Raw genomic sequence first — 25,827 nt, forward strand, 5'->3', positions numbered from 1 at the left:
CGCATGTGGTTCACCCGTATCAGTATCGGCAACCCGGTGTTCGCCACCATGATGATGATGGCCTTCGTGGTGCTCGGCTTGTTCTCTTACCAGCGCCTGCGCGTCGATCAGTTCCCGGACATTACCTTCCCGGTGGTGGTGGTGCAGACCACCTATCCCGGCGCCTCGCCCGAGAACGTCGAATCCGACGTCACGCGCAAGATCGAAGAATCGGTCAACACCATCAACGGCATCAACAGCCTGACCTCGCACTCGTATGAGGGCTTGTCGGTGGTGATCGTCGAGTTCGACCTTACCGTGGACCCGGCGCAAGGCGCACAGGACGTACGCGAAAAAGTGGCGCTGGTGCAGGCGGCCTTCCGCAAGGAAGTCGACCAGCCGCGCATCACGCGCTTCGACCCGGCCGACCAGCCTATCTTTTCGATCTCGGTCACCAACGATCCCAAGGCGGCCAACGCCAGGCCGCGCAACCTGCGCGAGCTGACCACGATCTCCGACCAGATCATCAAGAAGCGCCTGGAGAACGTGCGCGGCGTCGGTTCGGTGACGCTGGTGGGCGGCGTCAAACGGCAGATCAACATCTACGTCAAACCCAATGAAATGGAGGCGCTGGGCATCGGCGTCGACCAGGTCATCAACGCCGTCAAGAACGAAAACCAGGAACTGCCGACCGGCGCCATCCGCATGGCGGACGCTGAAAAAGTGGTGCAGGTGCAAGGCCGCGTCAAGAATCCGGAAGACTTCAAACGCATCATCGTAGCGCGCCGCGGCGGCCAGCCGGTAACGCTGAACCAGATCGCCACCGTGGTCGACGGCCAGGAAGAACAGGAAACGCTGGCGCTCTACAACGGCCAGCGCACGCTCGCGCTGGACATCCTCAAGGCGCAAGGCCAGAACACCATCGACGTCGCCGACGGCCTCAAGCAGGCCATCAAGGACATGGAGCCGAACCTGCAGAAGCTCTACCCCGGCGTACGCCTGCAGATCATCAAGGACAGCTCGCGCCAGATCCGCACCGGCGTCGAAAACGTGCGCCGCACGCTGATCGAGGGCGCACTGCTGACGGTGCTGATCGTGTTCCTGTTCCTCAATTCGTGGCGCTCGACGGTGATCACCGGGCTGACCTTGCCGGTGGCGCTGATCGGCACCTTCCTGTTCATGTACATGTTCGGCTTCACGATCAACATGATCACGCTGATGGCGCTGTCGCTGTGCGTCGGCCTGCTAATCGACGACGCCATCGTGGTGCGCGAAAACATCGTGCGCCATGCCGGCATGAAGGTGCACGGCAAGTTCAAGACGCACAAGATGGCGGCGCTGGAAGGCACGGCGGAAATCGGTCTGGCGGTGCTGGCGACGACCTTCTCCATCGTTGCGGTGTTTTTGCCGGTGGGCTTCATGGGCGGCATCATCGGGCGTTTCTTCCACCAGTTCGGCGTGACGGTGACGGCCGCCGTCTTGATCTCGATGTTCGTGTCGTTCACGCTGGACCCGATGCTGTCGTCGATCTGGCCGGACCCCGACGTGCATAGCGAACAATACAAACGCGGATGGGGACAGAACTTGTACCGCCGCACCATCGGCCGCGTGCTGAACCAGTTCGATCGTCTGGTGCAATGGTTGTCGGCATCTTATCAGCGGCTGCTGAAATGGTCGCTGCGGCATCGCGTGCTGACGCTGCTGCTGGCGCTGGCGACCTTCATCGCCGGCTTCGCCTTGCCGGCGACCGGCTTGATCGGTTCCGAGTTCGTGCCGCAGGCCGATTATTCGGAATCCGGTGTCACCTTCTACACCCCGGTCGGCTCCTCGCTGGAACTGACCGAAAGCAAGGTACATCAGGTGGAAGCCGTGCTGCGCCAGTTTCCGGAAGTGGTCGACACCTACAGCACCGTCAACACCGGCAATTCGCAGGGCAAGAATTACGCGACCGTGTTCATCCGTCTCAAGCCGCGCAACCAGCGCCAGTTCAGCACCGCGCAACTGGCGCCGCAATTGCGCGAGCGCCTGACGCAGATCGCCGGCATTGCGGTGACGCACATCGGCACGCTGGACGGCGTCGGCGGCGACAACAAGCAAGTGCGCTTCAGCCTGCTGGGGCCGGATCTGGATCAACTGGCGCGCCTGTCGGATGAAGTGCAGAAAAAGCTGCTCTCCATCCCCGGCGTGGTGGACCTGGATTCCAGCCTGAAGGCGCAGAAGCCGACCATCTCCGTCGAACCCAAGCGCGACATCGGCTCGGACCTCGGCATCGGCGTGGCGGAAATCGGCAATGCGCTGCGTCCTCTTCTGGCCGGTGAAGCCGCCAGCAGCTGGCGCGCACCCGACGACGAAAACTACGACGTCAACGTGCGCCTGTCGCCGACCGACCGCAACACCGTCGACGACCTGTCGCGCCTGATGCTGGCCAGCACCCAGGCCAATTCGGACGGCACGCCGCGCATGGTGCCGCTGCGCCAGGTGGCGGAGATCAGGAACACCGTCGGCGCCAACCAGATCAACCGGCGCGACCTGAACCGCGAAGTGGAATTGTCGGCCAACGCCGCCGGCCGCTCGGCCGGGCAGGTCAACGCCGAGATCAAGGTCATGCTGGACAAGATGAACTGGCCGCCCGGCTATCGCTACCAGATCGGCGGCTCGACCAAGAGCATGAACGAATCCTTCGGCTATGCCGTGGGCGCGCTGGCGCTGGCGATCGTGTTCATTTACATGATCCTGGCCTCGCAGTTCGCCAGCTTCCTGCAGCCGATCGCCATCATGTCCTCGCTGCCGCTGACGCTGATCGGCGTGTTCCTGGCGCTGATGTTTTTCCGCTCGACGCTGAACATGTTTTCCATCATCGGCTTCATCATGCTGATGGGGCTGGTGACCAAGAACGCCATCCTGCTGGTGGACTTCGCCAACCAGGCGCGCAAGGAAGGCATGGAACGCAGCGCCGCCCTGCTGGAAGCGGCCCACGTGCGTCTGCGCCCTATCCTGATGACCACGCTGGCGATGGTGTTCGGCATGGTGCCGCTGGCCTTCGGCATCGCCGAAGGGTCGGAGCAGCGCGCGCCGATGGGCCAGGCCGTGATCGGCGGCATCATCACGTCGTCGCTGCTGACGCTGGTGGTGGTGCCGGTGGTGTATACCTATCTGGACGACGTCGGCGCCTGGGTCAAACGCAAGTGGTTCGGCCACGACGGGCAGGAACATGCGACCGACGCAGGCGGGGAAGATCGCCATGCGCCCTGAATATTTCCGTTTTGCAAGCCTTAATCCGCTCCCGGCTCGCAAAAAAACTTGCCCCTCGCCCCGGAAAGCAACGGAAAGCGAGCGTGTGGCGCTGTCTCCCTGCTGCCGTGTTTGATAAAATGCTGTTTTTACGTCGTTATCGAGCCTAAGCCATGAATATCGAACAAGCCCGTTTCAATATGATCGAACAGCAAATCCGCCCCTGGAATGTGCTGGCGCAAGATGTGCTGGACCTGCTGACCGTGGTCAAGCGCGAGGAATTCGTTCCCGCCGCTTACCGCAGCCTGGCGTTTTTCGATACCGAAATCCCGCTGCCCGGCGGCGAAACCATGCTGGCGCCGAAGGTGGAAGCTCGCATCCTGCAGGAAGCCAACGTCAAGAAACATGAGCAAGTGCTGGAAATCGGCGCCGGTTCGGGCTACATGGCGGCGCTGCTGGCCTACAAGGCGCGCCACGTGACCACCGTCGAAATCGATCCGGACCTGAAGGCGCTGGCCGAAAAGAATCTGTCCGCCAACGGCGTCGTCAACGTCAGCGTCGAGCTGGGCAACGGCGCGCAAGGCTGGCAAGGCGAATACGACGTGATCGTCATCTCGGGCGGCCTGCCTTTCCTGCCGGACGCTTTCCTGAAGCAGGTCAAGGTCGGCGGCCGCATCCTGGCGATCGTCGGCGAAGCGCCGGTGATGTCGCTGCAAGTCATCACCCGCACGTCGGACCAGGTGTACGACACGGTTGATGTATTTGAACTGATGGCAAAACCGCTGCACGCAGCCAGCACACATTCCCACTTCACATTCTAGGATTCTGTATGGAGCACATCACCGCACCGGAACTGGCCGCCTGGATCGCCGACCCGGATCGTCCGACACCATTGCTGCTTGATGTGCGCGAGCCGTGGGAATTCGAAACCTGCAGCATCGAAGCAGCGCAACTGATTCCGATGAACACGATTCCCAGCCGTTTTTCCGAACTGGATGAAGAACAGCCCGTGGTGTGCATCTGCCACCACGGCGCACGCAGCATGCAGGTCGCTTCTTTCCTCGAGCGCCAGGGCTTTTCCAAGGTGACCAACCTGACCGGCGGCATCCACGCCTGGGCCAAGCAGGTGGACACCACGATGCCGACTTACTAATCCGGCCTTCCCCACCACCTCCGCCGCGACAAGACGGCATCCGGAGCAGCATCGGCAGCTCCGGTCAGATAGCCCCGGCACCACGGGGCGACTCATCGGTCCAACGACTTTTGCTCTCTCGGAGAATCCGCCGTATGCGTCACGTTTTTCTCGTTCCGCTCACAGCAGGAATCGTTTGCTGCGCGCTGCACGCGCCGGCTCAGGCCGTCGATCTGATGCAGGTTTATCAGCAGGCGCTGGCGAACGATCCGGTCTACCAAAGTGCGCGTTATTCGCTGCGCGCGGGAGAAGAAAAAATCACGCAGGGCCGCGCCGCCATTCTGCCGACGGTGGGGGTCAACGGCAGCTACACGCGTTCCGGCGACACCATGCAGAATTCGGCCAACACCTGGACGCTGCAACTGACGCAGCCGCTGCTGCGCATGGCGAACTGGGAGACTTACCGGCAGGGCAAGCTGTCGGTTGCCGTCAGCGAAGCGCAGTTCGCCCAGGCGCAGCAAGACCTGATCCTGCGCGTCGGCCAGGCTTACTTCGACGTATTAAGCGCGCAGGATGCATTGAGCTTCCTGCGCGCGCAAAAGATCGCGATTTCCGAACAGCTGGCGTCGGCCAAACGCAACTTCGACGTCGGCACGGCCACCATCACCGACACCAACGAAGCACAGGCGCGCTACGACCTCGCCAACGCCCAGGAAATCGCCGCGCAGAACGATCTCGAAGTCGCGCTCAGCAAGCTGCAACAGATCATCGGCCAGCCGCCGGCGCCCTTGTCGACGCTGCGCCCGCATGTGCAACTGAGCATGCCGCAGCCGGCGCTGATCGATCCGTGGATCAGCAGCGCCGAACAGCAGAATTACAACGTCGTGGCCCAGCAGGTTTCACTGGAAATTGCGCAAAGCGAGATCAAGCGCAACCGCGCCGGCCACTATCCGACCGTCGATCTGACGGCCGGCCGCAATTACACCAATCAGAACAGCCAACTGACGCCCTACACCAACGGCCGCGGCTACGCCAACTCGATCGGCGTGCAATGGAATATCCCGCTCTATTCGGGCTTCAGCGTCAGCAGCAAGGTCGACGAATCGATTGCATTGGCCGACAAATCGCGCGCAGACCTGGAGAATGCACGCCGCACCGCTGTGCTCAATGCGCGCCAGGCGTATCTGGGCGTGAGCAACGGTTTGTCGCAGGTGAAGGCTTATGAAGCAGCCGAGGTATCCAGCCTGTCGGCGCTGGAATCGAACCGGCTCGGCTATCAGGTCGGCGTGCGCATCAACATCGACGTGCTGAACGCGCAGCAGCAGTTGTTTTCGACGCGCCGCGATCTGGCCAAGGCGCGCTACGATACGCTGATGAACGGATTGAAACTGAAGTCGGCCGCCGGCAGCCTGAAGGAAGAAGACCTGGCGCAGATCAACCAGTTGCTCGGCCCGCCGGCGCCGTAAGGAAACGCAGACGCGACGCCAGCATCCGCAGTCGCGCCGCTATTAATTTCTCAGCGTCGGCGCCGTCTTGACGGCGTGGATGCAGGCGGTAAGCAGACTCTCCGCCTCTTGTTCAAGGTTGAAGCTGTCGGGTGCAAAGAACCAGTCCGCCAGCAAGCCGCTGAACATGGCGTGCGTCATCAGGCAGGCGCGGCGGATGTTCAGATCAGGATCCAGCTGGCCGCGCGCAATGGCATTCTTGAGAATCTGCTCCATGCGCAACATACCTTGCATGTGGCATTCGCGCTGACGCATGAGAATCGGATCGTTGTTATCGACAAATTCGCATTTATTGAAGATGATGTCGAATACTTTGCGGCAGCGCGGATCGGTGGCAGCTTGTTTGAGCACATATACCCCGCCTTTGATGAATTCACCGAGCGGGTCGGCAACGCGCTCATCGGCGTTTTCTTCCATCATCGCTTCCATCGGCAGACGCACGCGGTCGCACATGGCGTCGAACAGATCACTTTTGTTTTTGAAGTGCCAGTAAATAGCGCCGCGCGTAACATCCGCCGCCTTGGCGACATCGGCCAGCGAGGTGTGCGAAACGCCGCGTTCGTAAAATACCTGCTCTGCAGCATCGAGGATGCGCGAGCGGGTTTCGAGGGCTTCTTCCTTGGTCGAGCGCGCCATGGTCAGGCGGCCGGACGAATAGTTGGCGTCATTACAATCTCCGTGCACCGTCGTTGTGCAATAAAGACAAACTATCGCAAATTCCTTTGACAAGGAGTCTGTTTCACGAAAGTCTGCATGTTTCTGCATTGTTTTGTATGTAGTTAGAAATATTACGATACATCACCGCAATACATACATACAAGAATGTATGTATAATAGCACCGGATTTCAATAGCCGCTGTTGGTTTTACCCTACCCGCTGTCTTTTCTGCACTGCAACAATTTTTGCGTTATCTTCTTGTTTCTGTCTTTCTGTCGCTGTCTTTCGATTTTCTTTCTGCTTTACCCTGTTGTACCCCTGTATTGCCTGCGGTGTTATCCGCTGTATTGCCAGCTGTATCGACAATATTCGTGACCGTATTCGAATCACCCGCTGCTGTAGCAGCTTCAACTTTACTTACCGTGCGAGATATTTATGAGCTCAGTTAGTCGTTTCACGCGCCTTACCCTGACCGTTGCCGTGATGGCCGCCTTTGCAGGCTGTGGTCAAAAACCGAATGCCCAGCCTGGAGCAGGCATGCCGCCTGGCGAAGTCTCCGTGGTCACCATCGCGCCTGAACAAATCACCATCAGCAATGAGCTGCCCGGCCGTCTGGAAGCGACCCGTATCGCTGAAGTGCGCGCCCGCGTCGCCGGCATCATTCTCAAGCGCACCTTCCGCGAAGGCAGCGAAGTCAAAGCAGGCGAAGTGCTCTACCGCATCGATCCGGCCACCTTCAAAGCCAACTACGACAGCGCGCAAGCCACGCTGGCAAAGAGCCAGGCTTCGCTGACCCAGGCCTCGCTGAAGGCGCAACGCTACAAGCCGCTGGTCGAAGTCAACGCCGTCAGCAAGCAGGAATATGACGACGCCGTCGCCGCACAGAAACAAGCGGAAGCCGACGTCGCCGCCGGCAAGGCAGCGGTCCAGACCGCCGGCCTGAGCCTGGGTTACGCGACCGTGACGTCGCCGATCTCGGGCCGCATCGGCCGCGCGCTGGTGACCGAAGGCGCACTGGTCGGCCAGAGCGACGCCACGCAACTGGCCGTCGTGCAGCAACTCGATCCGATCTACGTCAACCTGACGCAATCGAGCACCGACCTGCTCAAGTTGCAGCAAGCCATGTCCGCCGGCCAATTGAAGACCGTCGGCAAGGACAAGGCCAAGGTGACGCTGGTGACCGAAGACGGCCGCACTTACCCGCAATCGGGCAAGCTGCTGTTCTCTGACGTCAGCGTCGATGCGACAACCGGCGCCGTCACCATCCGTGCGGAATTCCCTAACCCGAACCGCACCCTGCTGCCGGGCATGTACGTGCGCGCCAAGCTGGAACAGGCGATCGACGAGCAAGCCATCATCGTGCCGCAACAGGCCGTCATGCGCGACCTGAACGGTTCGACCGTGTTTGTGGTCGGCGACGACAACAAGGTCGCCGTGCGTCCGGTCAAGACCGGCGCGGCACAGGGTAACAACTGGGTTGTGACCGAGGGCCTGAAAAGCGGCGACCGCGTGATCGTCGAAGGCGTCCAGAAGACCAAGCCGGGCGCACCGGTGAAGCCGGTCCCATGGAAGGGTCCGGTCAGCGATGCAGCAACAGCAGCGCCGGCCGCAGGTGCTGCCGCTCCGGCGCCAGCCAAGCAGGATGCCGCAACCAAAGCTAACTAAGAGGCTGTCAGATGGGAAAGTTCTTTATTGATCGCCCCGTTTTTGCGTGGGTGTTAGCAATCTTCATCATACTGGCGGGCGCGCTGGCCATTACCGGCCTGCCCGTCTCCCAGTATCCGAGCATTGCGCCGCCGACCATCGTGGTCACGGCGACGTATCCTGGCGCGACCGCGCAAACCCTCGACGATTCGGTGACCAGCCTGATCGAACAGGAAATGAACGGCGCCGACGGCTTGCAATACATGGAGTCGCAAAGCCAGGCCAACGGCCAGGTGCAAATCACGGTGACCTTCTCGCCGGACACCAACGCCGACCTGGCTGCGGTGGACGTGCAGAACCGCCTCAAGCGCGTGGAAGCGCGTCTGCCGGCGGCCGTGACGCAACAAGGTGTGCAAGTCACCAAGTCGCGCAGCAACTTCCTGCTGTTCATCGGCTTGTCGTCGACCGACGGCAAACTCGATCCGGTGGCGCTGGGCGACTATCTGTCGCGTAACGTGCTCAACGAAGTCAAACGCGTTCCCGGCGTCGGCCAGGCGCAGTTGTTCGGCACCGAACGCGCGATGCGCATCTGGATCGATCCGAACAAGCTGATCGGCCTGAGCCTGACGCCAGCCGACGTCACCGCAGCCATCACCGCACAAAATGCGCTGGTCGCCGGCGGTACGCTGGGCGCCTTGCCGAGCCCGACCTCGCAGCAGATTTCTGCGACCGTGGTGGTGAACGGCCAGCTGACCAGCCCGGAACAGTTCGGCAACATCATCCTGCGCGCCAATGCGGATGGTTCGTCGGTGCGCATGCGCGACGTCGCCCGCATCGAAGTGGGCGGACAGTCGTATGACACTTCCGGCCGCCTCGACGGCAAGCCAAGCTCGTTCATCGGCGTGCAGTTGTCGCCGACCGCGAACGCGCTGGGCACCGCAACCGCCGTGCACAAGAAGATGGAAGAGCTGTCCAAGTATTTCCCGGCCGGCGTGAAGTACACCATCCCTTACGACACCTCCAAGTTCGTCAAGATCTCAATCGAAGAAGTGGTCAAGACCCTGATCGAAGCGATCGTGCTGGTGTTCCTGGTGATGTTCCTGTTCCTGCAAAACATCCGCTACACCATCATCCCGACCATCGTCGTGCCGGTGGCGCTGATGGGCACCTTTGCAACCTTGTTCGTCTTTGGATTCTCGATCAACGTGCTGACCATGTTCGGCATGGTGCTGGCGATCGGTATCCTGGTCGATGATGCGATCGTGGTGGTGGAAAACGTCGAACGCATCATGAGCGAAGAAGGTTTGTCGCCCAAGGAAGCAACCCGCAAGGCGATGGGCCAGATCACCGGCGCGCTGATCGGTATCACGCTGGTGCTGATCGCGGTGTTCATCCCGATGGCATTCTTCGGCGGCGCGGTTGGCGCGATTTATCGCCAGTTCTCGCTGGCGATGGTGGCCTCGATGGTGTTCTCGGTGCTGATGGCGTTCACGCTGACGCCGGCATTGTGCGCAACCATCCTGCTGCCGGTTGAAAAGGGCCATCATCACGAAAAGAGCGGCTTCTTCGGCTGGTTCAATCGCCGCTTCAACAAGACTGCCTCCGGTTACCAGGGTTTCATCGGCAAGATGCTGACCAAGGCCGGGCGTTACATGATCGTGTACGCCCTCATCCTCGGCTGCGTGGGCTTGCTGTATGTACGCCTGCCGGCTTCGTTCCTGCCGAACGAAGATCAGGGCTACATCATCACCAACGTGCAGTTGCCGCCAGGCGCCAGCACCGGCCGTACGCTGGAAGTGATCAAGACCATCGAGAACTATTACCTCAAGCAGCCTGCGGTCGAACACGTCGTGGCGATTGCCGGTTTCAGCTTCTCGGGTAACGGTCAGAATGCCGGTCTGGTGTTCACCCCGCTGAAGGACTGGAGCGAACGCGACAAGACGCAATCGGCTGATGCTGTTGCCGGCCGTGCGTTCGGCGCCTTCTCGCAGATCAAGGATGCGATCGTGTTCCCGCTGAACCCGCCGCCTATCCCTGAACTGGGTAACGCCACCGGCTTCACCTTCCGTCTGCAGGACCGCGCCGGTCTGGGACACGCTGCGCTGGTGCAGGCGCGTAATCAGATCCTCGGCATGGCTTCGCAAAGCAAGGTGCTGGCAGGCGTGCGTCCTGAAGGTCTGGAAGATGCGCCGCAGCTGCAACTGGACATCGACCGCGACAAGGCCAATGCGCTGGGCGTACCGTTCTCGACCATCAACAGCGTGCTGTCGACGGCATTGGGTTCGTCCTACGTCAACGACTTCCCGAATCAGGGTCGTCAACAGCGTGTGATCGTCCAGGCCGACGCCAAGCGTCGTCTGCAACCGGAAGATCTGGCCGGCCTGTATGCCCGCAACAGCGGCGGAACCATGGTGCCGTTCTCGGCCTTCACGACCTCGAAGTGGATCAACGGCCCGGTGCAGCTGATTCGCTACAACGGCTACCCGGCAATGAAGATCGCCGGCGGCGCCGCACCTGGCCGCAGTACCGGTGAAGCGATGTCGGAAATGGAAGGCTTCGTCGCCAAGCTGCCGCCCGGCTTCGGTTTCGAATGGACCGGCCAGTCGCTGGAAGAAAAGACCTCCGGCTCGCAAGCACCTGCACTGTATGCGCTGTCGCTGATCGCCGTGTTCCTGGTGCTGGCTGCGCTGTACGAAAGCACCTCGATCCCGCTGGCGGTGATGCTGGTGGTGCCGCTGGGTATTCTCGGCGCGCTGCTGGGCGTGACCATTCGCGGCATGCCTAACGACGTGTACTTCAAGGTCGGGATGATTGCGGTGGTGGGTCTGTCGGCGAAGAACGCGATTCTGATCATCGAGTTCGCCAAAGACCTGCAGGCGCAAGGCATGGGCCTGATCGAAGCGACGCTGGAAGCGGTTCACCTGCGTTTCCGTCCGATCATCATGACCTCGCTGGCGTTCATCCTCGGCGTGCTGCCGCTGGTCATCGCCAGCGGCGCAGGTTCCGCCAGCCAACGCGCCATCGGTACCGGCGTGATGGGCGGGATGATCACGGCGACCGTGCTGGCCGTGTTCCTGGTTCCGGTCTTCTTCGTCGTCGTGCGCAAGATCTTCAAAGGCAGCAAGGCCAAGCCGGACGCTGCCCATCACAATATCGATGTGGAGGATAAGAATGTTTAAGTTTTCAACCCTGCGCTCGACAGGCAAACTGACTCACCTCAGCGCAGCATTGCTGGTGGTCGGCGTCCTGTCCGGCTGCACGCTGGCGCCGACCTACCAGCGCCCGCAAGCGCCGGTCGAGGGCACCTACCCGGCCGACGCCAAGGGCCAGGCGGCGTACGACGCCGCCACCCTGGGCTGGCGCCAGTTCTTCCCTGACCAGCGCCTGCAGGCGCTGATCGCGGCGGCACTGGAAAACAACCGCGACCTGCGCACTGCCGCCCTGAACATTGAGGAAGCGCGCGCGCAGTACCAGATCACCCGCGCCGATCTGCTGCCGACGCTGAACGCCACCGGCAGCGAATCCCGCACCCGTTTGGCGGCCAGCCAGTCGACCACCGGCGCGCCGATGATCACCAAGAGCTATCAGGTCGGCCTGGCCGTTCCGGCCTACGAACTGGACTTTTTCGGCCGCGTCCGCAGTCTGAAGGACGCTGCACTGTCGACTTACCTGTCGACTGAAGAAGCCAAGCAATCGGTGCAGATCAGCCTGGTGTCGCAAGTGGCCCAGGCTTACCTGACCGAACGTTCCTACGCCGAGCAACTGAAGCTGGCGCAGCAAACGCTGGAAAGCCGTCAGTCCAACCTCAGCCTGGCGCAGAAACGTTTCGACGTCGGCGCCTCGTCGGCGCTCGACCTGCGCCTGTCCGACACGCTGGTGCAATCGGCCCGCACTTCGGTGGCGACGCTGCTGCGCCAACGCGCCCAGGCTGAAAACGCCCTGACGCTGCTGGTCGGCGCCAACGTCAAGGATCTGCCGGCCGGACAGGATCTGTCGCTGCAAAACATCGTCACCGACATCCCTGCCGGCGTGCCGTCGGATCTGCTGTCCCGTCGTCCGGACATCCGCTCGGCGGAACAGAAGCTGCTGGCCGCCAACGCCAACATCGGCGCCGCCCGTGCTGCCTTCTTCCCGAAGATCAGCCTGACCGGTTCCTTCGGCAGCGCCAGCAGCTCGCTGGGAGGCTTGTTCGACTCCGGTTCGGGCGCGTGGTCCTACGGCCCGCAACTGAGCCTGCCGATCTTCGACTTCGGCCGCAACAGCGCCAACCTGGATCTGGCGGAAGTACGCAAGAACCAGGCGATCGTGACCTACGAGAAGACCATACAAACGGCCTTCCGCGAAGTCGCCGACGCACTGGTGGCGCGCGGCACGCTGGACGAACAGATCGAAGCCCAGGAAGCCTTCCTCAAGGCGCAGCAGGAACGTCTGAACCTGACCGACCTGCGCTATAAGAACGGCATCGCCTCTTCGCTGGATCAGCTGGATGCGCAACGCGATCTGTTCTCGGCACAGCAATCCTTGATTCAGGCGCGTCAGTTGCGTCTGAACAATGCGATTGATTTGTATCGTGCGTTGGGGGGCGGGTTGAATGAGACGACGGTGGCAGTAGCGGTACCGCCGGCTGCCGGCAAGTAACCCAGTTTGACGATCGTAAAAAAAGCGGGCCTCGGCCCGCTTTTTTTGCGCTCTGAAATACATTCATATTCCGGCGTTCAGCATTGTCATGTCGACGACTTGCAAATCTCAGAAAAAAGACAATGGCGATTAGTGGCGGTGCTGCACGAAATTCGAGCGGACGAAGGATACCTCCGACGCAACCGTGTCCGCAGTAACATAATGTGCTAGACCGGAATTGCTATCCTTGCCTGACATGACCTTGAAGAGCAAGGGAGCAATGCTGCGAATATAGTGAGACGGTTCGTAATAATTACAATCATTCAATGTGACGTCTGAATAAATGCCGAAATTCCAGAACGGCGCAATCTGAGCCAGTTTCGTCAGGAAATAGCTGTACTCATCAAGGTTCAGACGATCGAGGAATTTATGATGATGCGGAGTGACATATAACCGGACCTGCACTCCTTTGTCATTGGCCTCGTGCACCAGTTTCCGAAGATCAGAGAGGCTCATGTCAATCAGCTTTCGCTGTTCCGACGTTGGCGCATCCGCTGTTATCGGCGCCGTGAATGAAGGCTCTTTGGCTACGTATGCCTTGCAATCCGAAGCAAGCTGTTGATCCCGCTTTGGATAATCATAATAGCCACGCTCCATTGACCGTACTATTTCACCTTTCCTGCTGCCGTTGTTGAGGATCTTGAACTCCAGCGTATTGTACGAAAACAGGAAAAGATATTGCGCGAGAAATCCCGCGGCGTTCTCTCCCTTTACTTCCGGATGAGTCCAATATTGATAGTTGGCTTTCGTGAGGCCGATACTTTCCGGCCAATCGACTTGAATATAAAAGGTTTTTAACTGCGGCTGGGTTTTCAACAACCATCGTCCATGGACCAGATTGTCCGTCTGATTGCCTGAGGACACATAGAAGTTGTAAATGTGCGTTCCAGGAAGAATGGTCTCAATATCTTCCGGAACGGTTGTCCCCATGCGAGACCCGCCAAACAAGAAAGTATCGAAACTCTTGTTCTTTTTCATCATCTCAATTTTAAGATAACGTTCTTGCGTGGCGCCCTTCTCTGCAAAGAAGTTTGTCTGAAACACGTCATAGGGGTCGACGACGAGATTAAGCACGGACAGCAATGCGACCGGCAACAACCCGATAAGAAGAAAAATTCGCAGATACGAGACAACCACGATGCGCCTTAAAATTGAAAATACAAAAACTCTGACACACTCGCCATCTTGGTAAGACAGAGTGCAAAGACCATTCCCCAAAACAGCGCATTAAGCTTGGTAGGACGCCATCTCAAGCGATGCGATCCATTCATGTATTCCTGAGTATTCGGCAATAGCCAGAGCAGGCAAGCGGCAGATGCCGTCAATGCCAGGAAATGCTTCATCCCAAGATCCCTGTCTGCAAAAAACTCCTTGGACCCAATTGCGTTTTTCTTGATTTCTGCCAAATCAAAGAAATATCCGCCAGGCCAATGCAACATGTCGCCCAACATGAGAACGGCAGAATGTATCGTCGTCGACCGAAACACTACCCATGCGACGACGACAGCAAGAAATGTCAAGAAGACGCCGAATGGACGAAAGCGCGGCGAGGAGGAGAAACCCATTTTTCCCCCAATGGCTCTCCATGCATGATTGATCAGCAGATAAATACCATGCAATGCTCCCCAGCAAACAAAAGTCCAGTTTGCGCCATGCCACAATCCACCCAGCACCATCGTCGCCATCAGGTTCAGATAAGTGCGGAATTTTCCATGCCGGCTGCCGCCCAACGGAATATACAAATAGTCTTTCAGGAATTGCGACAGCGTCATATGCCAGCGCCGCCAGAAATCGATAATGCTGGCCGATTTATAAGGAGAGTTGAAGTTGATTGGCAAACGCACGCCGAATAACAGCGACAGCCCGATAGCCATGTCGGAATAGCCCGAAAAATCAAAATATAACTGCATCGTATAGGCCACGGCTCCCATCCAGGCTGCAAAGAAATGCAGATGAATCCCGTGGTCCGCAGCGGCAAAAACAGGCGTGGAAAATTGGGAAAAACTATCCGCCAAAAGGACTTTTTTTGCGAGCCCGATGGTGAAGATGGATAGCCCGGCAGCGACATCGTCGACATTGATCTTGTAAATCGCGGATGAAGCAAACTGCGGCATCATCTGCTTGTGATGCAATACCGGGCCGGCGATCAGATGAGGGAAATACGTGACGAACAACAAATAATGAAGAGGATTGTATTCACGTGCGACGCCGCGCCACGTGTCGACCAGAAAAGCGATCTGAGTGAAGGTGTAAAAAGAAATCCCGAGTGGCAGGACGATGTCGGTCAACGCCATCGGCTGCCCCGTCAAGGCACTTGCAGTCGCGATAAAAAAATTGCTGTATTTGAATACGGCAAGCAACAGCAGATTCGCCGCGATTGCAAACGTCAGCAGCGCTCGGCCTCGCGGACGCTGGCGAGACAGGGCATAGCCCAGGAGATAGTTGAAACTGATCGATGCCAGCAGCAACAGTGTAAATTTTGGATTCCACCATCCGTAAAAAAACAACGACGCCAACACCAGCCAGCTTGCCGCAATATTGCGGCCGATTTTAGCCAGCAGGAAAAATCCAAAAAAAGTAATCGGAAGAAAAAGAAGTACGAATTCGTAGGAATTAAACAGCACGGTTGCAGCACTTCCCGATGAGGTCATGCAGCCGCCCGTCGGGACCGCTGCCTGTATTGTTGTCGACAGTCCGGATGAGAGGATCCCGGATCAGGTGTTCAGCGTGTATCCGGAAAACATGCGCGGATGACGGCGCACTGCTCGCGCCAATACCGAATCCTCGCTGGTGGCAATAGGCGCCGGCGGAATCTCTGCACCGAAACGGCTATTGCTGATCTGGAATTGCAATATCAGGCGATGCCCCTCTTTGATGTGCTGTCCCTTGTGGAGGCCACGTGTATCTTCAATGATAATCGTGCCTTTCGGGGCGGCAAACTCAACGACCTTATGCGGCGCATAGTGACGACTGATATCTTCGTCTTCAAGACGCGCATAGCCGCGAGCAAGCAATTCCCGGGGAATGCCGCCGCTGCGATGAGATCCTGAAACAAAATAATGCGGGCCGTTGTCTTTGCCGACATCCGTCAGGTATACAAAAACCTTCAGCCATTTGACTCTGTCCATGTCGAAGTGATAAAGCTGCGCGGCCTCGCCGTCGGCGGTCCCCTTATACGCCGTGCTCCACCACATCGACAACAGATCGGCGACCGGCTCGCTTCTGAAATACGACTGCGCGATCGACAACAAGGTCGGATCCATCAGCAAAGCCTGAACCTCCGGATTGGCGAGGATGGATGCCTTTTCAAAATCATAGATAACGGCACGTGGATTATCGGCGTCGTACACGCCAGTCTGGCGATGGGACGACTGCCCGTCGGTCTGGCGCAATACTGCTTCCTGCGTCAGCGCGAACTGCATCAGCCGCTCGCACAGCTGTTCAGGCAAGCGCTGGTTCAAGATGACGTAACCGTTCTGATCCAGATCATCCGTGACCTGACGCAACTGCTCATCCGACAACGGGGAAAATACCTGGGTCTCGATATCGATTTTCCGGGGAGGGAAAACGAAAGAGAGCATCTTGCTCATCCAGTCGTTGCTGCGTCCGGCTGTCAGGCAAAAAGTCATGATATGTGCGCGACCGGTCCAGGAGGGCATCTTTTTGGACACGCCGTACCAGACGAATGCGACAAGCAACAACAACGCATTCATCACGTATCTGATGGCTTTCTTGATCTTTCTGAGCATGCTTATCCCCTGTTTTTGATGCATTATATCCAGCCGCGCCATGGTTCAGAAACCGATTCCAGCAGTTTCAATTGATGAGTCCGGAAACCAGGGCCATCGTTCGCCGGGTCGCTCCCTGATGCTGCTGAGCGAAACGCAACGCGTTTTCGGACAGCGTTGCCATGCGACTGCGATTGTCGAACAACGATCTTGCCGTGTTCAGCATGGTAGCAGCATCGTTGACCCGCAACGCAGCGTCTGCCTTCACGGCCTCGTCGCTGATCAGCTGAAAATTGAAGGTATGCGATCCGATCAGTACCGGCTTGGCCAACAGACATGCTTCAATCAGATTCTGCCCACCGAGGGGTAGCAAACTGCCGCCGATAAACGCAAGATCACACGCAGCATAGTAGGCAAACATTTCTCCCATCGAATCGCCCAACAGCACGTCCGTAGAACCATGCAATCTATTGGCGTCGTTCAGCGCCGAACGACGCTGCAAGGAAAATCCGCGCGCCATGACCCATTCAGCCACTTCGTCGAATCGCTGAGGATGACGCGGCACGATGACGGTCAGAAATGCCCGCGGCCCGACTTGAGCTAGCGCATCCAGAATCAACTGCTCTTCACCTTCGCGGGTACTGGCGCATAACAGCACCGGGCGTTCGCCAAAGAAAGTACGCCACTGCCGTCCCATCGCAATCATTGCCGCCGGCGCTTCAACATCGAACTTGATACTGCCTGTCACATGCACGTTGCGCGCGCCGAACAAACGCAGCCGCGCTGCATCCGCTTCGGACTGGGCTGCCACGCAGTCGATAGCAGCGGCGGCTTCCAGCAGGATGGAGCCGAAACGCTGTCCGCGCCGCAGCGAGCGCTCCGACAGGCGCGCGTTGGCTAGCACCACGGGCACGCCATGGCGCCTGCACTGCCGCACCATGTTCGGCCAGACTTCGGTTTCCATCAGGATGCTGATCTTCGGTTTGAAATGGCGCAGGAAGCGCGCGCACATCCAGGCGGTGTCATATGGAAAGAAGCTCTGCACGACGCGTTCGCCGTGATGCGCAAACAATTGCTGGCCGGTCGCGCGTCCGGTTGCAGTCATGTGCGTGAGCAGTATCGTGTGTTCAGGATAAGCCGCCAGCAAGGCATCGATCAGCGGTTGCGCAGCCCGCGTCTCGCCGACGGAAACCGCATGCACCCACAGGAGCGGCGGCAAGGCGCGCTGACTGAACTGACGATAGAAGCCGAGACGCTCGCCGATATGCTGCCGATAGCCGGGTTCCTTGCGGCCGCGGCGCCACAGTCGCAGCAGCACGAACGGCAGGCCTATCCACCAGAGCGCAGAATAGAGCAGGCGCATCAGACCAGCTGGCGTCCGGTCAGCTTGCTCAGGATCGCCAGCGGGCTGGCGGACGGATCGTACTGCTTGTCCGCCGGCAGGTGCAGCGTCTGTTCCAGCATGTATTGGCCGGACATGACGGCGTGCGATGCCTGATCCGAGAAGCACACCCATACCGAACCGGCGGCAAACGGCATGGTGACCTGGCCGGCGCTTTCCTGGTAGGCCATGTCGCCTTTCATGCCGTCATGCAGCTGCAGCATCAGGTGGTCGTATTCGCTGCGGTAAGACTTGGTGATGCGGAGCGCCTTCATCGCGGCGGCTTGCCAGGGAACATAAGGCTTGGCGCGCGGCAGGAATTTCTGCGCCACGGTTTCGAACGGTTCACCGACGCGCCAGACGCGCGGCACGCCGTCCGGGTTGACGTTGCTGAAGACGCGCAGGATGCGTTCGCCGTAGTTCGGGCGCGAAGGAAAGGCGTCGACATGCAGGCGACGGTCGTCGGCACGCCAGGATTGCGCGCGCGTCTCGACCTGGGTCGGCCGGTAACTGGTCGGTGCCAGGCGCAGCACGCCTTGGTATTTCGGCAGCAATGAGTACACCAGCGTCTGCGCCTGTTCACGGAAGCGTCCGATCATCAGCGCCAACGCCAATTGGGTCGCGGTGTCGCCGAGCGCGCCTTTCAGGTGGCCGCTGGCGTCGAGGCTGATGTTGCGGACCTTGGGGTCGCGGATGTCGGGCCTGAGCAGCGTTTTTTCTTCCGGCAGCAGTTCAAACGGCAGGTGCGGAAAATACAGCACCTTGCCGGCTTCCAGACCGGCGATCCAATCTTGATTCGGGGCGTCAACCTGCCAGCCGGCGACGTCGATTTCTATGATTTGCGATTCCATCTCGATATTATGCCTCGTTGTTTTGCGCATCGCCGCCCGACCGGGCCGCTTCTGCTGCAGACAATACCTGATGGATGGCTTGTACTACTTGCGCTACATCAGGAGGAGCGCCAGTATCGCCCAGATTGACGATGCGGGGAGACCAGTTGCCCTCGGTCTTCCAGCGCGGGGAGTCGCAATACAACTCCACTGTAGGCCGGCAATAGGCGGCGGCGATATGCGTCAGGCCGGTGTCGAGACCGACTACCAGCGCCGCGTGCTGCACCAGCGTGACCGCTTCCATGAGCGAGAGCGCCGGCAACACGGTCGCCTGCGACATCTGTCGCGCCAGTGCTTCCGCGGCCAGTTTTTCCCTGGCGCTGCCCCACGGCAACAAAACAGGCAGTTGCAACTCGCGGGAGACGGCAACCCAATTCTCCACGGGCCATTGTTTGGCCGCGCGCGCCGTACCATGAAAAAACACCGCATAGGGCTGCGTCGGCATCCATGCGGGCGCCGTCTTCAATACCGGCGCCTCTAACGCAAAATCTGCAGTCGAATCGGGCTGATAACCCAGCGCCCCGGCGGCTACCGCGCGGGCGCGCATGACGGCATGCGTATGCAGGCCGACTTTGACGCTTTGCGTGTGAAAAATCCGGGAAATTGGCTCATAGCCCGACCCTTCGGTCGCATTGGCCAGGCCGACGCGCTTGCCGCCGGGAGCCAGGCGCGCCAGGCGCATGACGATGCTGGTCTTCAGCAATCCCTGGGTATCGAAAACGATGTCATACGCCTCATGCCGCAACTGGCGATGGAAACCGGCAATTTCAGCGCGCGTGGCGGCCTTGCCGAGACTCTTGCGCCAGCGCCGCAGGGCGATCGGGATGATATGGCGAACGTAGGGATTGAGGCGGACCAGGCTGGTGTAGCCCTCCTCCACTACCCAGTCGATGTTGGCATCCGGATAATGGCGGCGGATATCGGCCACCATCGGCATGTTGTGGACCACGTCGCCTAAGGACGAAACGCGGACGATCAGGATGTTCAAGGCTAGCCCACTATTATTTGTCTGTGGGCCAGCATCTTACCCCTTTCAAAACGGCAAGGCTACATCCGGCCGGGCGGCCAGGATCACGCGTTTGAACTCGTTCTGGATGCGCGCCAGCGCTTGCGGCGTTTCCGCTTCGAAGCGCAACACCACCACCGGCGTCGTATTGGAGGAGCGCATCAGGCCAAAGCCGTCCGCGTATTCGATGCGCAAACCGTCGATGGTGATGATCTGCTCGGCGCCGGGAAATTTTGCATCCTTTTGCAATTGATCGATCAGGACAAAATTCTCGCCTTCCTTCAGCTTCAACTGCAGCTCCGGCGTGCTGGTCGATTGCGGCAAGGCGTTGAGCACGGCCGACGGATCGGATTCACGGCTCATCAGTTCCAGCAGGCGCGCGCCAGCATACAAACCGTCGTCGAAGCCGTACCAGCGGTCCTTGAAGAACACGTGGCCGCTCATCTCGCCGCCCAGCGGCGCGCCGGTTTCACGCATCTTGGCCTTGACCAGCGAATGCCCTGTTTTCCACATCAGCGGCTGACCGCCGCGGGCGCTGATCCACGGCGCCAGATGGCGCGTGCATTTGACGTCGTACAGGATTTCGCGGCCGGGATGGCGGGTGAGCACGTCGGCGGCGAACAGCATCAGTTGGCGATCAGGATAGATGATCTGGCCGTCCTTGGTGACCACGCCGAGACGATCGCCATCGCCGTCGAACGCCAGGCCGAGCTCGTTGTCGGTCTGCTGCAGACAGCGGATCAGATCTTGCAGGTTCTCAGGATGGGCAGGATCGGGATGATGATTCGGGAAAGTGCCGTCGACTTCGCAGAACAACTCGGTCACTTCGCAACCGAGTGCGCGGTACAGGTCGCCGGCGAAAGCACCCGCCACGCCGTTGCCGCAATCGACGGCAATCTTCATCGGACGCGCCAGCTTGATGTCGCCGACGATGCGTTCGATGTATTCCTTGCGGATGTCGTAAGTGCGGTAAGCGCCGGCGCCGGCCTTGAATTCATTTTTCAGGATCGCCTGGTACAGGGCCTGGATCGTGTCGCCGTAAATCGCCTCGCCGGCCAGCACCATCTTGAAACCGTTGTAGTCGGGCGGATTGTGGCTGCCGGTGACCATCACGCCGGATTGCGTACCCAGCACGTGGGTACCGAAATACACCATGGGCGTTGCGACCACGCCGAGATCGATGACATCGATACCGACCGCTTGCAGGCCGGCCGCCAGCGCAGCAGTCAGCTCAGGCCCGGACAGGCGTCCGTCGCGGCCGATGACGACGGCGGTCTGGCCCTTGGCCAGGGCGGCGGCGCCGAAGGCCTGGCCGATTTGACGGGCAACGTCGGCATTAAGCGTTTGGCCGACGATGCCGCGAATGTCGTAGGCCTTGAAAATGGAAGAAGACAGAGTTGCCATGGTTGAAAGCTTTGTAATGAAAGAGACCGTGCCGGCGCGCTATTTCTTCTTGCCCATGATCATCCAGCGCGGCGCCTTGAAACGGACAATCCGTATATATAACCACATATACGTCGCAATAAACACCAGCGAACAGAGCATCAATATGCCGGTATGCCGCCAGAACAAGGTAGCAGGAAGCACCGCCAGCAGCGACAGCAGCCAGAGATATGGCGACGTCATCGAATTGCGGTGCCTGAGCGCGCGGGCATCATGTCTTCCGACCGCCCAGACCACGACCCGGCGAAAAATCAGGCTGTGAAGGTGAATGCCGTCCGGCATGCCTGGCGACTGGCCACGCAGGAAGACGCGCCGATATACCGAGAACAGGGTCTCAAACACGGGGTAGATCAGCAAGAGCAAGGCGTACCACGACGATACTTCAGGATTGCGCATGACCAGCAAAATGGAAAGCTCGCCAAGAATGAAGCCCAGGAAATAGGCGCCGCCGTCGCCCAGGAAAATCATCCCGGCCGGGAAGTTCCAGATAAAAAAGCCGGCAGTCGCACCCGCCACCATCAACGCCACCACCAGTACGAACGTATCGTTGACTTGCAGCGCGACATAACCCAGCGACAACAGCATGCAAATGGTGACCACGCTGGCAAGGCCGTTGAAACCGTCGATGATGTTGACGGCATGGGCGATGCCCGCCACCGCAAACAAGGTCAATGGCAGGCTGATCCACATGGAGCGAATCCACCATTCGCCGCCGATCCAGTGGATATGCTCGATGCGCGCATCCAGCAGAAAATAACCCAGCAAGGCGGCAACCAAGGTCAGCACCAGGCGCCGGGTCGGACTGACGCGGCGCGTGAAGTCTTCCAGAATGCCGCCGAAAAACGCTACCGAAGAGCAGACCAGCAACAGGCCGATACTCATGCCCAGCTCGTTCGATCTCAACACTGAAATACTGCTGCTGACGATGACGGTGGCAAAAATACAGAGGCCGCCGATGCGCGGCACCGCGTGGGCATGGACCTTTTGTACGCCATCCAGGTCCACGTCCAGGCCGGTCTCATGGAAATGGGCGTGCCTGATCACCAGCAATGTAAGTACCGCAGAGATAACGAAGCTGATAAGAAAAGATGACATAAATTAGGAAAAACGGATCCGTATTGGCCGACAACAGCGAAGAACTGCCTTAAAACAACATATCTGACGGGCGGGCAAGATTATAGCTTCAGTACTCGCCCCGATGGCGGCACTGGCATTTTCACCACAGCCAATTCGAATCGCTTGCTTAAATACCTCGCTTAATGTCCGGTTTTCATTATGGCGAGGGCAATCGTTCCAGTTTGCAAAATTGAAACACTTTTACACCGCTGCCTATGCCGGATTTGTAATTACGGCAACTTTCATCCAGCAATTTCAATTGATTCGGCGCGAACAAAGGTCGCTTCTTGTCGCGTGCGGCCAGATTTTCGGCGTCGACATCGATCAGGTCCGCAGGCCGTACCCGCAACCGGCATTGCGTTGCCGGCGGTGCGCCGGGCGCCATTTCCGCACGCAGGTGGAATTTTTCCGTCATCCAGCGCAAGGCGTTGCATCCGGATTGGCTTTCGTTGAGCCCCAGGCGTCCGATCGTAGCGTTGATCTTGTCCACGCTCTCGATTCGCGAGTCGTACCGCCCTTCGAACAATGCATACAGGCCTGCACTGCGCTCCGCCGTCATTTCATTCATATGAATGGCAAATCGCGGTCCGGGAGGATAGGAATACAGTTGCGCAAAGGCGACTTCCTTGGGAAACAGTATCGCCAGCCACGTCAGCGGCGGATCCCCGCCCGGCAAGATGACCATGGTTTTTGCCGGGTTCTCCAGGGGCGGCATTTCCGCATAAAACGGACGATCCGCCCAGCCTTCATGCCCCCAGGTTGACGTGCCTCCGCACACCACCAGCAAGGTGCATACCGAGATCGTCCTGACGCTCGCCAACCATGCGCGGGACGCCGGCAACAGGCTCAGGAACAGAATATAGATGACCAAAGGCGCCAGCAGCTCTATCGAGACGACATAGCGATAGATGCTGAACAACTCCATCCACAAGATGAATCCGAGCACCACGTAGACCAGTACATAACGGGACCGCGCATCCATGCCTGTCGCCGGCACAGACCTGATCTTGCGGTAAAGCCACCTCACCCCGGCAACAAGCAGCAGCGCGTAAGCGACGGCCCAGATGATCTGGCGCATCCCGCCCATTTCTGCGACACGCCCCGAAGAGAATGAAAAAATGAACGGCCAGAACAGCGTTTCCAACAGATTCTTCGGGCGCCAGCGCAAATCGGTGATGGTGACGCTGCTGGTCAGGTCATTTGGAAAAAAGGCGCTGAACTGCGGAAACAAGGGATTGCGGAATTCTTGCCACATCGCCCAGAACCAGTAGCCGCCGCTCAGTGCGAGGCCCAGCAGAACGGCGATGCCGAAAAAGAAAACCAGGCCGACGCGCACGCGGAACGCGACCGGGTGCCACAGCAACGCCACGCACAGCGCCAGGGCGTAGACGGCATTTGTCAATTTGAGTCCGATGCCGACGCCGGCAATCAATCCGGCCGCCATGACGATGCCGACTGCCGCCCACGTCCAGCGCTTAAGCTGCTCCCAACATGCCAGGATCAACCACAACGCGCCCAGGCTGAACAAGGCCGTGGTGTTGTCGCCCATGGTGCTGCCGATTTCGGAGAGGAAATTCCCGGTGAGGCAACCGGCAATTGCCAGAAACAAAGGGATCCGGAGACGATCTTCTCCAGGCAAAAAATGCAGGGTCTTGCGCGCCACACCATATACCAGGACGAAATTCAGCCCATGCACGCATCCCATGATGAAGCCGGCAAGCCACGGCGGAATATGCGTGGTCAGCAGGTAATAAGCGATATCAAGCGAAGGATTGAAGTAGGTCTGCGATCCTGCCGGCGCGAAGTCGACGCTGAGCTTGTCATTCAGGAAAGCAAAGGCATTGTACAAATGGTAGTTGTACAGATCGTAGTTGGCATCCTGCCCCAGAATGACCGACCAGAGGCCGAACAACAGCGGCACCAGAATCAGGAAGCGGCGCACCACATCCGGGGCGTTGAAATCGATCGCGCGTACCCGCTGATACAGGGAGCGGCCTGGAGGCTGACTTCTGAATATGTTCATGTTTTTTGTTTTCTGATACGGCGCTAGCGCTTGAACACCCACCATTTTGCCGAAATGAAGTTGACCGCCATTCCGGCCAACGATCCCACTGCCACGGCATAGACAGGGTGCGCCCTGATGACGTCCGACATCTGCAACGAAGCGCTATACGCCAGATAATTGACGGCGCCGCCCAGCGACATGGCAAGCAGATAGCGCCACCACTCCTGCCAGCTCGGCGGTGTTTTCTGTCCTGGCGCAAAACTGTAATTGCGATTGATATGCCAGGTCACCCAAACGGCGCAAAAAAAGGAAACCAGACGCCCCAGATAGAATCCCAGGCCGAGAAACAGCATCAGGTACAGCACCACGGTGTCGACCACAAACCCGGCGACGCCCGCCAGTCCGAAACGAAAAAGCTGGCGCACCATTATTCTGCAGACGACGCGATCGGCGCCGGCGACGCCATCGACAGATAGGCAAGCCGCTTCATCTCCGCGCGTCCGCGCGTCACGGTGTCGAGTACGATGCCGCATACCAGCAGCAAGGCGCCGAACAGCATCAGCGCCACACAGAGCAACGCCGTCGGCATCCTCGGCACCAGCCCGGATTCAAAATAGGTCTCGAACAAGGGAACGGCGAGAATCACCGACAGCAAGGCGCAGACGAAGAATCCCAAGGAAAAAAACGCCAGCGGTTTTTCCGACTTGAACAGTTTGGCGATCGTCATCAGTATGCGGAAACCATCGCGGTAGGTATTGAGCTTGCTCTCGGAACCTTCGGGGCGCGACTTGTAGGCAGTCTTCACTTCCGCTACCGGCATGCGCAACTCGAGAGCGTGCACGGCAAGTTCCGTTTCGGTTTCAAAACCTGCAGAATGCGCGGGGAAGGATTTGACGTAACGGCGTGAGAACACGCGATAACCCGACAGCATGTCTTTGAAAGTACGGCCGAACAAGGTGGCCACACACTGCGTCAACACGAAGTTGCCGAGACGATGGCCGGGCCGGTACGCTTCGGTTTCTTCCGTTACCCGCGCGGCGACCACCATGTCCAGGCCGTCATTGGCCAACAACTCGACCAGTTTGCCTGCTTCGGTCGCGTCGTAAGTATCGTCGCCATCCACCATCACGTAGATATCGGCATCCACGTCGGCGAACATGCGGCGAATCACGTTGCCTTTGCCTTGCAAGGGAACATGGCGGACCACTGCACCGGCGGCCTTCGCGATGGATACCGTCTCGTCCGAAGAATTGTTATCGAATACATAGACCGCTGCGCCGGGCAACGCCGCCAGAAAATCCCGGACGACAGCGGCGATAGTCGCGGCTTCGTTGTAGCAAGGAACCAGTACCGCGACACGGGCAAATTTGGAGTCGATCATTCGAAGGTCGGTTGAAAAAATGAGTTGACGCGTATTATATCCGCAGCAACC

Annotated in this window: 19 protein-coding genes; 7 read left to right on the top strand and 12 right to left on the bottom strand. The window is 59.0% G+C overall.

Going from position 1 to position 25,827, the window contains the following annotated elements; translation table 11 throughout:
* Window positions 1–3: 3 nt before the first annotated feature.
* The 4 genes from AKL25_RS19045 to AKL25_RS19060 all read left to right on the top strand — a co-directional run bounded on the left by AKL25_RS19045 (window position 4) and on the right by AKL25_RS19060 (window position 5,808).
* Window positions 4–3,231 carry an efflux RND transporter permease subunit gene (locus AKL25_RS19045; protein ID WP_050479285.1) on the top strand — a complete coding sequence of 1,076 codons (3,228 nt, stop codon included), beginning with the start codon at window positions 4–6 and terminating at the stop codon, window positions 3,229–3,231.
* Between the two features lie 152 nt (window positions 3,232–3,383).
* Window positions 3,384–4,031, top strand: a complete 648-nt coding sequence (locus tag AKL25_RS19050; protein WP_050479286.1) for a protein-L-isoaspartate O-methyltransferase family protein — start codon at window positions 3,384–3,386, stop codon at window positions 4,029–4,031.
* Between the two features lie 8 nt (window positions 4,032–4,039).
* Window positions 4,040–4,363, top strand: a complete 324-nt coding sequence (locus tag AKL25_RS19055) for a rhodanese-like domain-containing protein (RefSeq protein WP_050479287.1) — start codon at window positions 4,040–4,042, stop codon at window positions 4,361–4,363.
* A 134-nt stretch (window positions 4,364–4,497) separates the two neighbouring features.
* The gene (locus tag AKL25_RS19060; protein ID WP_050479288.1) at window positions 4,498–5,808 is read left to right on the top strand and encodes a TolC family outer membrane protein; all 1,311 of its coding nucleotides are present in this window, start codon (window positions 4,498–4,500) and stop codon (window positions 5,806–5,808) included.
* Between the two features lie 42 nt (window positions 5,809–5,850).
* Here the strand turns inward: AKL25_RS19060 and AKL25_RS19065 are convergent, their stop codons facing one another.
* Window positions 5,851–6,483: a TetR family transcriptional regulator gene (locus tag AKL25_RS19065; RefSeq protein ID WP_050479315.1), complete on the bottom strand. Its 633-nt coding sequence runs from the start codon at window positions 6,481–6,483 to the stop codon at window positions 5,851–5,853.
* Between the two features lie 457 nt (window positions 6,484–6,940).
* On the opposite strand from AKL25_RS19065, the gene AKL25_RS19070 reads away from it, so the two are divergent.
* From AKL25_RS19070 to adeC, 3 genes are read left to right on the top strand one after another with little or no spacing between them, the layout of a single operon-like run.
* Window positions 6,941–8,170 carry an efflux RND transporter periplasmic adaptor subunit gene (locus AKL25_RS19070; RefSeq protein ID WP_050479289.1) on the top strand — a complete coding sequence of 410 codons (1,230 nt, stop codon included), beginning with the start codon at window positions 6,941–6,943 and terminating at the stop codon, window positions 8,168–8,170.
* An 11-nt stretch (window positions 8,171–8,181) separates the two neighbouring features.
* Complete coding sequence (locus tag AKL25_RS19075) at window positions 8,182–11,328, top strand: efflux RND transporter permease subunit (RefSeq protein WP_050479290.1); 3,147 nt, start codon at window positions 8,182–8,184, stop codon at window positions 11,326–11,328.
* Window positions 11,321–12,787 (top strand): AdeC/AdeK/OprM family multidrug efflux complex outer membrane factor, encoded by a 1,467-nt coding sequence (gene adeC, locus AKL25_RS19080; protein ID WP_050479291.1) that lies wholly within the window; start codon window positions 11,321–11,323, stop codon window positions 12,785–12,787. Before AKL25_RS19075 ends, adeC begins: the two co-directional genes overlap by 8 nt.
* A gap of 129 nt (window positions 12,788–12,916) precedes the next feature.
* Here adeC and AKL25_RS19085 read toward each other — a convergent pair whose 3' ends face one another.
* The 11 genes from AKL25_RS19085 to AKL25_RS19135 form a co-directional block, all read right to left on the bottom strand.
* Window positions 12,917–13,963, bottom strand: a complete 1,047-nt coding sequence (locus AKL25_RS19085; protein WP_050479292.1) for a hypothetical protein — start codon at window positions 13,961–13,963, stop codon at window positions 12,917–12,919.
* An 8-nt stretch (window positions 13,964–13,971) separates the two neighbouring features.
* Window positions 13,972–15,477, bottom strand: a complete 1,506-nt coding sequence (locus AKL25_RS19090; protein ID WP_240475800.1) for an MBOAT family O-acyltransferase — start codon at window positions 15,475–15,477, stop codon at window positions 13,972–13,974.
* Between the two features lie 63 nt (window positions 15,478–15,540).
* Window positions 15,541–16,575 (bottom strand): phytanoyl-CoA dioxygenase family protein, encoded by a 1,035-nt coding sequence (locus AKL25_RS19095; RefSeq protein ID WP_050479294.1) that lies wholly within the window; start codon window positions 16,573–16,575, stop codon window positions 15,541–15,543.
* Between the two features lie 67 nt (window positions 16,576–16,642).
* The gene (waaA, locus tag AKL25_RS19100; protein WP_050479295.1) at window positions 16,643–17,917 is read right to left on the bottom strand and encodes a lipid IV(A) 3-deoxy-D-manno-octulosonic acid transferase; all 1,275 of its coding nucleotides are present in this window, start codon (window positions 17,915–17,917) and stop codon (window positions 16,643–16,645) included.
* Entirely contained in the window at window positions 17,917–18,786 is an 870-nt protein-coding gene (locus AKL25_RS19105; RefSeq protein WP_050479296.1) for a Kdo hydroxylase KdoO, read from the bottom strand. Before AKL25_RS19105 ends, waaA begins: the two co-directional genes overlap by 1 nt.
* A 7-nt stretch (window positions 18,787–18,793) precedes the next feature.
* Window positions 18,794–19,813, bottom strand: a complete 1,020-nt coding sequence (waaC, locus tag AKL25_RS19110) for a lipopolysaccharide heptosyltransferase I (RefSeq protein WP_050479297.1) — start codon at window positions 19,811–19,813, stop codon at window positions 18,794–18,796.
* A gap of 45 nt (window positions 19,814–19,858) precedes the next feature.
* Window positions 19,859–21,235, bottom strand: a complete 1,377-nt coding sequence (locus AKL25_RS19115) for a phosphomannomutase/phosphoglucomutase (RefSeq protein WP_050479298.1) — start codon at window positions 21,233–21,235, stop codon at window positions 19,859–19,861.
* A 39-nt stretch (window positions 21,236–21,274) separates the two neighbouring features.
* Window positions 21,275–22,369, bottom strand: a complete 1,095-nt coding sequence (locus AKL25_RS19120) for an MraY family glycosyltransferase (protein ID WP_050479299.1) — start codon at window positions 22,367–22,369, stop codon at window positions 21,275–21,277.
* A 178-nt stretch (window positions 22,370–22,547) separates the two neighbouring features.
* The gene (locus AKL25_RS19125; protein ID WP_050479300.1) at window positions 22,548–24,413 is read right to left on the bottom strand and encodes a hypothetical protein; all 1,866 of its coding nucleotides are present in this window, start codon (window positions 24,411–24,413) and stop codon (window positions 22,548–22,550) included.
* Window positions 24,414–24,436: 23 nt separating this feature from the next.
* A complete protein-coding gene (locus tag AKL25_RS19130; protein ID WP_050479301.1) occupies window positions 24,437–24,823 on the bottom strand; it encodes a GtrA family protein in 387 nt (128 codons plus the stop codon).
* Complete coding sequence (locus tag AKL25_RS19135) at window positions 24,823–25,776, bottom strand: glycosyltransferase family 2 protein (protein ID WP_050479302.1); 954 nt, start codon at window positions 25,774–25,776, stop codon at window positions 24,823–24,825. Before AKL25_RS19135 ends, AKL25_RS19130 begins: the two co-directional genes overlap by 1 nt.
* Window positions 25,777–25,827 lie beyond the last annotated feature (51 nt).

This window comes from Herbaspirillum rhizosphaerae (genome assembly GCF_001189965.1).
Classification (GTDB): Bacteria; Pseudomonadota; Gammaproteobacteria; order Burkholderiales; family Burkholderiaceae_D; genus Herbaspirillum; species Herbaspirillum rhizosphaerae.